5 protein-coding genes are annotated in these 4,189 nt (G+C 58.2%); all 5 read right to left on the bottom strand.

The annotated features are described in order from the left end of the window. Nucleotides 1-505: GNAT family N-acetyltransferase (locus tag BLV07_RS45665; RefSeq protein ID WP_244551470.1), on the bottom strand; the 505-nt coding region annotated here is incomplete at its 3' end. 232 nt (nucleotides 506-737) lie between these two features. Next, entirely contained in the window at nucleotides 738-971 is a 234-nt protein-coding gene (locus tag BLV07_RS45660) for a GYD domain-containing protein (RefSeq protein ID WP_091899137.1), read from the bottom strand. Nucleotides 972-1,691: 720 nt separating this feature from the next. Continuing rightward, nucleotides 1,692-2,357, bottom strand: a complete 666-nt coding sequence (locus BLV07_RS45655; protein ID WP_091899136.1) for an SDR family NAD(P)-dependent oxidoreductase — start codon at nucleotides 2,355-2,357, stop codon at nucleotides 1,692-1,694. After that, on the bottom strand, nucleotides 2,329-2,571 hold the full coding sequence (locus BLV07_RS50615) for an SDR family NAD(P)-dependent oxidoreductase (RefSeq protein WP_091899135.1): 243 nt from the start codon (nucleotides 2,569-2,571) through the stop codon (nucleotides 2,329-2,331). Before BLV07_RS50615 ends, BLV07_RS45655 begins: the two co-directional genes overlap by 29 nt. A 289-nt stretch (nucleotides 2,572-2,860) precedes the next feature. Beyond that, complete coding sequence (locus BLV07_RS45645; protein WP_091899134.1) at nucleotides 2,861-3,841, bottom strand: ABC transporter substrate-binding protein; 981 nt, start codon at nucleotides 3,839-3,841, stop codon at nucleotides 2,861-2,863. Nucleotides 3,842-4,189 lie beyond the last annotated feature (348 nt).

The raw sequence follows: 4,189 nt of genomic DNA, 5'->3' as shown, positions 1-4,189 counted from the left end.
AAAGGGAAATGTTTCGCGGATTCGAACTTTCAAGGTAGGCGGCGATGCCCTCCTCGTCACATCGCCGAAGAGCGTGTTTCATCAGCAATGTGCCGAGGCCTTGGCCGATCCAGTTCGGATCGGCGGCAATGAGGGGCAGATACCAATGTGGCTCGTGGGGATGATGTTCGGCCATTCCCTGGAGCAGGTGTGGAATATCGTCGGCGATTTCCGGACGCAGGGACTGCGCCATGATTGCGCCCATGGCCGCTTCATCAGGCTCGACGCCGGGCGGCAGCCACAGGGCGGCCGCGCGAGCCCCTTCCGTGATGTAAGCCGTGCCATGCTCGAATGCCCGTCCGCCAAATGCGTTAACGAACTCAGGCATAATCCTGAGATATTCGGATGAGTCGGACCAAACCCAACGGGCCATTGGATCGGCTGCAAAGCCGAGCACAATGGTGCTGATCGTGCTTGCCTGAATGTTCGCGCCCGCAGATTTGACTTCCGACGCAGCTGTCATCATGCCGTCTCCCAGTCGATGGCGTCGGCCAAATTTATCAGATGCCTGTTTCCAAACAGAGCAGAACGGCTGTACCAACGAGCCTTCGCGGCTGCGACCCAATGTCCATTCCGGGTCATTAGCGTTGTTTTGAAGGTCGGCTTGTTATTTCCGATCTGTCGTCAACTTCAGACATGTCGCTGCGCTGGCCGACGTTATGTGCCAACAACTGACCTTCGTTTTGATTTGCGTTAGCTTACGCAAGTCCCGCGATGATCTTGTCAACGTCCGCTTCCGCGAACACCTTGACCGAAGTCGTTCGTACGTTACCGATGGCGACCAGCGACAAGAGAAACTTGGCCATGGCCTCATCGTCGGTGGCCTCGGCGTGGATGATGAGGTCATATGTTCCCATCGCGAGATAGCCGGCCTTGATGTCAACGCCAAACTTTTTGCCCAACTCCCTGGCGGCCGCTCGACGCTGCGGCATGTCCTTGATGGTCGGTGAAATTGCAGAGAAGCATGTACGTGGACATGGCGATTCTCCTTTGACAAAGAAGCAATGGACTTAACGGGTCCACGTCGTGGATTATGCCACACTGCCTGACCCCGCCCAACCACCAAGATCCCCTCAGGGCCGCTCGAAGCGGCTAGGGGTCATTTTCGACCGAATTGGGCTATCCGCGTGGCGTCCGGTTTAGCGCCGTTAGCAGCCAAAGTGCGGACTACCCTCAACTTCGGAAATATTCAGGCGTCGCGCAAACCGTCGCTAAGGGTCGATTCCGTTGAAAAAGTCCCATGTGGCGCGCACGCCTATTTTCTAAGGTGCTACCGGTGCGGTCGACGCCGTTAGACACGGGGGACCACGTCAATCTACACTGGATCGCTCTGCGGTCTTCCTAGCTTTGCCGTGAAGGCTTTTCTTTCGGAGTTCGCCCTGAGCTGATTTCAGCAAGATTTTTGCGCTGGTACTATTTTCGACTTTTTCAACAGTATCGGCCACTTCCGGACTCCGGACTCATTAGACTGTCGAACGCGGCTGCCAACTCCGGTATGGGCAGGATCGTCACCCGATGATCTCGTCGGCGCGGGCCGACACCGTTGGTGATATTTCAAGCCCGGGCACTTTCGCGGTCTTGAGGTTATGACAAACTCGAATTTGACCGATCTGATCGTCGGCAGGTCTGCCGGGCTTCGACGAGCAGTTCGATTACCCGGGCTCGAACGGACCCGGCTCGAAGAAGCCCTCGATCGATTCGACCTTTACGTAGTTCTCGGCGATGCTCTCGGGTGTCAGATGTGGATCGTAGAAGCCAGGTCCCATGACGATAGCGATACGTTGGATTACTCCAGCTTCCACGTTGTAAATCCTGTTCGTCTCCGAACAACTATCGCTTGCAAGCCAGACCATCGCTGGCGCAACAGCCGCAACCGGCATTGTGGCTTCGCTCTGCTTCAGCCAAGCGGGATCCGCAACCGCCGCCGGGTGCATCCTCGTGTACCCGGCTGGCGAAATGGTGTTCACGAGAATCCCATACTCAGCACCTTCAATTGCAAGAATGCGCATCAATCCAACTACGGCGCACTTGGCCGCAGCGTAGGTGGCTTGGCCCCGTATTCCAAACAGGCCGCTGACTGACGTCGTAAGGATGATCTTCCCGTAGCGCTGTGCGACCATATACGGCCAGGCAGCCTTCACCGTGTTAACCGGCCCGCCGAGGTGCACCCGCCAATAGTGATCGAAATCGTCAAGGGTGGCGGCCTCGAATAGCTGGCTTCCGCAGATACCAGCGTTGTTCACGAGGAGGTCTATTCTCCCGAAATGCTCGATGGTCGTCGCGATCAGGTCACTCAGGGGTGGAAACATCGCTGTCATTCGCGATTGCCTCGCCTCCACGGGATCGAATGAAATCGGCCACCTGTTCCGCGATCGTGCAATCCTTCCCGAACCCCGATACGTGGGTCCCCAGGTCGTTCACAACGACCCGGGCGCCGCGCTCGGCGAGAAGTTCGACGTATGCCCGCCCAAGCCCGCGACCTGCGCCAGTCACAACCGCGACCTTTCCCTCCAACGAAATTCGTTCTGTCATCTCGCGATCCTCTCGACATGACGTACTTCTTTGCCGCGTCGATCGTCCGGGCGAAGGGTTCCATCCAATCGGCCATATACGTGGCGCTGTGCAGTTTTGCCTTTCGTAGTACCCAGAAAAATCAACGCACCCCGTTTCCATCTCGCGATCCGGTTGACGTCTCTTGTGGGTCAAACTCTGCCCTAGTGTCCGCGGATTGCCACTTCCGGTGTCCGTCTAACAGCCGACGCTCGAATTGTCGTGCGATTGGACGGCTTAGGGCCACCAGCGGACATTTCAACGCGACGCCTCACTCGATGACGTCGTCCGTCAGGACGAGTATGGTGGGCGGGATCGTCAGCCCAAGCGTACGCGCAGTCTTGAGATTTACGGCTAGCTCGAATTTGGTTGGTAGCTGGATCGGCATATTTGCGGGCTTTTGCCCCTTCAGAATCAGATCGACATAACCCGCAGCGCGACGAAAGAGGTCGCCAATATCGGCGCCATAGCTGAGCAGAGCGCCGGCGTGCGCGAACTCCCTCTGCTGGCCGATGACAGCGATCTTCATGTCGATACCGATACGACAAATCTCGTTCTGCATTGCGGCGGTCATGTAGTCGCGAATGACGATCACGGCGTTGCCGCCCGCGCCCGCAAGCACATTGAATTGCTCGGCAACCGCTGCCGACGACGCGGTTGTGAGTCCGAGGCGCACCGGCTCTACCCCCGCTCGTCGTGCTTCCTCGGTGGTTTGCGCTCCCCAGGCGCTAAAGGTTGGGTCCGTGGCGTTGTTCAAAACGCCGATCTTCTTCAGCGTGGGCAAGATCTCCCGGATCATTTCGATGCGCTTGGCCGACATCTCCTCGCCGAACGCAGCGAAGCCAGTGAGACTGCCGCCGGGCCGGGCGAGGCTCTGAAACAATTCAGGGTCGCTTTGCACTGCAGGCAACGCCACGGCGACAACAGGAATATTGGTCTTCCTTACGATAGCGCGAGCTGCGGCTGGGCCTGGCGAAAGCAGTACATCTACTTGTTTGGCCACCAAGTCGTCGATCAATGCCAGACCGCGCGAAACATCGCCGGCTGTCGAGCGGGCCTCAATGACGATGTTGCGACCCTCGACATAGCCGAGCTCGGCCATCGCCTTCCGGAAGGGAACGAGCGTCGCGTTGTCGATTTCCGGCGTGGCAAATCCGACGAACCCCACGACCGGAACGCGCTGTTGAGCAAATGCCTCGCGTGGCGATATGGCCGCCATTCCCAAGAAGCCTAAAAAATCCCGCCGCCTCATTTGACGCCTCGCGATCCGGGAGCGATCTGATCATAAGAGGCGCTAGTACACCAGTATGATCGGCATCCGAAAGTCCGCTAGGGGTCAAAGGCCGCCCTCGGGAGCTTACCGGAGACGGTCGGCTCATCTCCCAGAGGCAGACATCGCTGCGTCCGATTGAGCGGCCACGGGGCCATTATCCGACATCAACCGTTCGTGGATCATGTTGGCAAGACAGGGTAACGCCACTGCAGAACGCGACGGACAGCAGCCAGGCTCAAAGCAATTGCTGGGAGGCCAAGCCAAAGGATTCGTCGGGACCGACCATGCGATGCACGCGTGGATGGGGTAAGCCACTCGTCCGATCAG

Origin of the sequence: Bradyrhizobium sp. Rc2d, assembly GCF_900099855.1 — a bacterium.
Lineage (GTDB): Bacteria > Pseudomonadota > Alphaproteobacteria > Rhizobiales > Xanthobacteraceae > Bradyrhizobium.
The sequence above is the reverse complement of the archived record's forward strand: the minus strand, read 5'-3'. Positions and strand labels throughout refer to the sequence as shown.